Source organism: Mesorhizobium sp. M7A.F.Ca.US.007.01.2.1 (genome assembly GCF_003998165.1).
Taxonomy (GTDB): domain Bacteria; phylum Pseudomonadota; class Alphaproteobacteria; order Rhizobiales; family Rhizobiaceae; genus Mesorhizobium; species Mesorhizobium ciceri.
The window spans coordinates 1-3,097 of the sequence record NZ_RZQP01000396.1 but is presented as its reverse complement, the minus strand read 5'-3'; the positions used below and the strand labels follow the sequence as shown (position 1 = coordinate 3,097).

At 64.3% G+C, this 3,097-nt stretch carries 3 protein-coding genes; 1 reads left to right on the top strand and 2 read right to left on the bottom strand.

Features of this window, described 5'->3' with window-relative positions:
* Window positions 1-51: 51 nt before the first annotated feature.
* Window positions 52-1,116 (top strand): alpha/beta hydrolase, encoded by a 1,065-nt coding sequence (locus EN949_RS34205; protein WP_127366977.1) that lies wholly within the window; start codon window positions 52-54, stop codon window positions 1,114-1,116.
* A 42-nt stretch (window positions 1,117-1,158) separates the two neighbouring features.
* Here EN949_RS34205 and pyk read toward each other — a convergent pair whose 3' ends face one another.
* Together pyk and EN949_RS34195 are read right to left on the bottom strand one after the other, a co-directional pair.
* Window positions 1,159-2,595 (bottom strand): pyruvate kinase, encoded by a 1,437-nt coding sequence (gene pyk / locus EN949_RS34200; RefSeq protein WP_013529204.1) that lies wholly within the window; start codon window positions 2,593-2,595, stop codon window positions 1,159-1,161.
* Window positions 2,592-3,080 (bottom strand): DUF1036 domain-containing protein, encoded by a 489-nt coding sequence (locus tag EN949_RS34195; RefSeq protein WP_013529203.1) that lies wholly within the window; start codon window positions 3,078-3,080, stop codon window positions 2,592-2,594. The genes pyk and EN949_RS34195 overlap by 4 nt, the downstream gene beginning before the upstream one ends.
* Window positions 3,081-3,097: the final 17 nt, after the last annotated feature.

The following is a 3,097-nucleotide window of genomic DNA, read 5'->3' as shown; positions in this document are numbered from 1 at the left end:
ACTCCCCTACTCCCCTACAACTTACCCCCCTCCACCTCCGTATCTTCCCCCATGAACCTGATCTACGCCGCCCTTGCCTTCCTGATGGCGCTTGTCTTCGGCTTTGTCGGCGTCACCCGGGTCGGCTCATGGCTGATCGAGCGCCGCAATCCGCCGATCGGCGAGTTCGCCGACATCGACGGCGCCCGCATCCACTATGTCCATGTTCCGGCACCCGCCAACGCCGAGCTGCCGCCGATCGTCTTCATCCACGGCGCCAGCGCCAATCTCAGGGACCAGATGCTGCCGCTGCGTCCCTTGCTCGAAGGCCGCGCCGAAATGCTGTTCTTCGACCGGCCAGGCCACGGCTGGTCGGGTCGCGGCACCAACAACGAGAACCCGTCGGCGCAGGCCAACACCATTGCCGCATTGATGGACCATCTCGGCATCAGGAAGGCTGTCGTCGTCGGCCATTCCTTCGGCGGCGTGGTGACATCGGCCTTTGGCCGCGAGCATCCAGACAAGACACTTGGACTGGTCTTCCTCGCACCGGCGACCCATCCATGGCCGGGCGGCGCAACCGCCTGGTACTACGATCTGACCACCATTCCCGTGCTCGGCTGGCTGTTTTCCGAAACGCTGACCTATCCGGCCGGTACACTGCAGATGGCCGACGCCACCACCTGCGTTTTCTCGCCCAACAAGGTGCCGGACAATTATCTCGGAATGGCCTCTATCCCGCTGGTGCTGCGACCAAAAGCCTTTCGCGCCAACGCCACCGATGTCGCCGGGCTCTATCGCTATGCCCTCGACGCCGCACCGCGCTACAACGAGATCAAGGCGCCAACCGTGGTCATTTCAGGCGATCGCGACAAGGTGGTCTATGCACATATCCATTCGGTCGGCCTGGCGCGCGACATTGCCGGTGCCGAACTCGTCTGGGTGCACAATCTCGGACACAAGCCAGACTGGATCGCGCCCGACCTGACCGTCGGCGCCATCGAGAAGGTCGCCGGCAAGAATATAGACCTGCAGGCGATGGCCAGGACCGTGGAGGCGCGCATCGCCGGCGACGCCTACGGCGCCGGCAGATGCGCCGATATCAAGGTACCGCAGGCCGAACTCGCGCCGACCTAAGGCGGTCGCCCGAACCGTTCAGAGCCGACACGCTTTGGGAATCTAGCGGCTGACTTGTGTGTCCGACCCGATATAGGCGATGCGCAGCATGTTGGTCGAACCCGGTGTCCGCAGCGGTACGCCCGCGGTGATGATGACGCGGTCGCCCGGCTTGCCGAAGCCTTCGTCGAAGGCGATGCGGCAGGCGCGGTTGACCATGTCGTCGAGGTCGACGGCGTCGGGCGAGACAACGCAATGCGTGCCCCACAAAAGCGACAGCCGCCGCGCCGTGTTGAGGATCGGCGACAGCGCGATAACAGGCACTTGCGGCCGCTCGCGGGCGGCGCGCAGGCCTGTGGTGCCTGATGCGGTGTAGGTGATGATCGCCGACAGCTTCAGCGTTTCGGCGATCTCGCGCGCGGCCAGCGAAATGGCGTCGGCGCCGGTCGCTTCCGGCTCGGAGCGCTGGGCGTTGATGATGCCGGCATAGGTCGGATCGGTCTCGACCTTGGTGGCGATACGGTTCATCATTGCCACGGCCTCGACGGGATAGGCACCCGCCGCCGATTCCGCCGACAGCATGATGGCATCGGCGCCTTCGAAGACGGCGATCGAAACATCGGACACCTCGGCGCGGGTCGGCACCGGTGCCGTGATCATCGATTCCAGCATCTGCGTTGCAACCACCACCGGCTTGCCGGCGCGGCGTGCGGCGCGCGTGATCTGCTTCTGGATACCGGGCACCGCCTCGAGCGGCATCTCGACGCCGAGATCGCCGCGGGCGACCATCAGCGCGTCGGACAGTTCGATGATTTCGGCCAGCCGGGCGACAGCCTGCGGCTTCTCGATCTTGGCCATGATCAGCGCCCGGCCGCGTGCGATCTTGCGCGCTTCGGCCAGATCCTCCGGCCGTTGCACGAAGGACAGCGCCACCCAGTCTACGCCTGTGGCCAGCACGGCATCGAGGTCCTTGCGGTCCTTCTCGGTCAACGCGCCGACCGGCAGGTCGGTGTCAGGCAGGCTGACGCCCTTCTTGTCGGAAATCGTGGTGCCGGCGACGACGGTGCAGACGATCGACTTGCCGTCGCTCTTCACCGCCTTCAGCTCGAGCTTGCCATCGTCGATCAGCAGGCGATGGCCGGCTTCGACCGAGCTCAGGATTTCCGGATGCGGCAGATAGACCCTGGTCGAGGTGCCGGGCTCGGGATTGTCGTCGAGCGTGAAGGTCTGGCCTTGCGTCAGCACTTCCTTGCCGTTGGCGAACTTGCCGACGCGCAGCTTTGGCCCTTGCAGATCGGCGAGGATGCCGATCGGCCTGCCAACGGCTTCCTCGACAGCGCGGATGCGTCCGACCAGCGTGCGCATCAGTTCATGGTCGGTATGGCTCATATTGATGCGGAACACATCGGCGCCCGCTTCGAACAGTTTCTTCAGCATCTCCTCCGAGGAGGAGGCAGGACCGATGGTGGCTAGGATCTTGACCTTGCGGCTACGTCTCATTGACTGTTTGTTCCCGGGGTGGCTGGAGCGCCTCCCGTTGTGGACTCATCGGTCAGCTGGACCATCCAGCTTGCCTGTTCGCCCGTGTCATATTCCTGGAATCCGGCGCGCTGAAAGCCCCGGGCGACGCAGTCGGTTACGCCTGCGATCTTGAACTCTTTTTCAGCCACGCACATGTTGATCGGGCCGTCCCAGCGTCCACCGCGTTCGGCGTCTTCTGCATAAAGATAGTAAAACCTTGATGACAGCGGCCCTTCGATCAGCGTCTTGCAGCTCGATCCCTCGATGTGCCACCAACCTTCGGTGATCCAGCCGGCCTTGGCGCGATAGCCGATGCCGACACCAACCAGGTTCTGCGTGGCGTTGCAGACGCGGAAATCGGCACGCGCCGGCGAAGCCACGACCATGGCCGACAGGCCGATGGCAAGAGTGAGGAGCGGCATGGCAAAGGCAGAGCGCATGCGCTGCCCGCCGGCGGAACTCATGCGAAAACCCCTCAAAA

Excerpts from the sequence above, each read along its gene's own strand:
- EN949_RS34205 (WP_127366977.1), top strand. The coding sequence starts at position 52 with ATGAACCTGATCTACGCCGCCCTTGCCTTCCTGATGGCGCTTGTCTTC.
- pyk (WP_013529204.1), bottom strand. The coding sequence starts at position 2,595 with ATGAGACGTAGCCGCAAGGTCAAGATCCTAGCCACCATCGGTCCTGCC.
- EN949_RS34195 (WP_013529203.1), bottom strand. The coding sequence starts at position 3,080 with ATGAGTTCCGCCGGCGGGCAGCGCATGCGCTCTGCCTTTGCCATGCCG.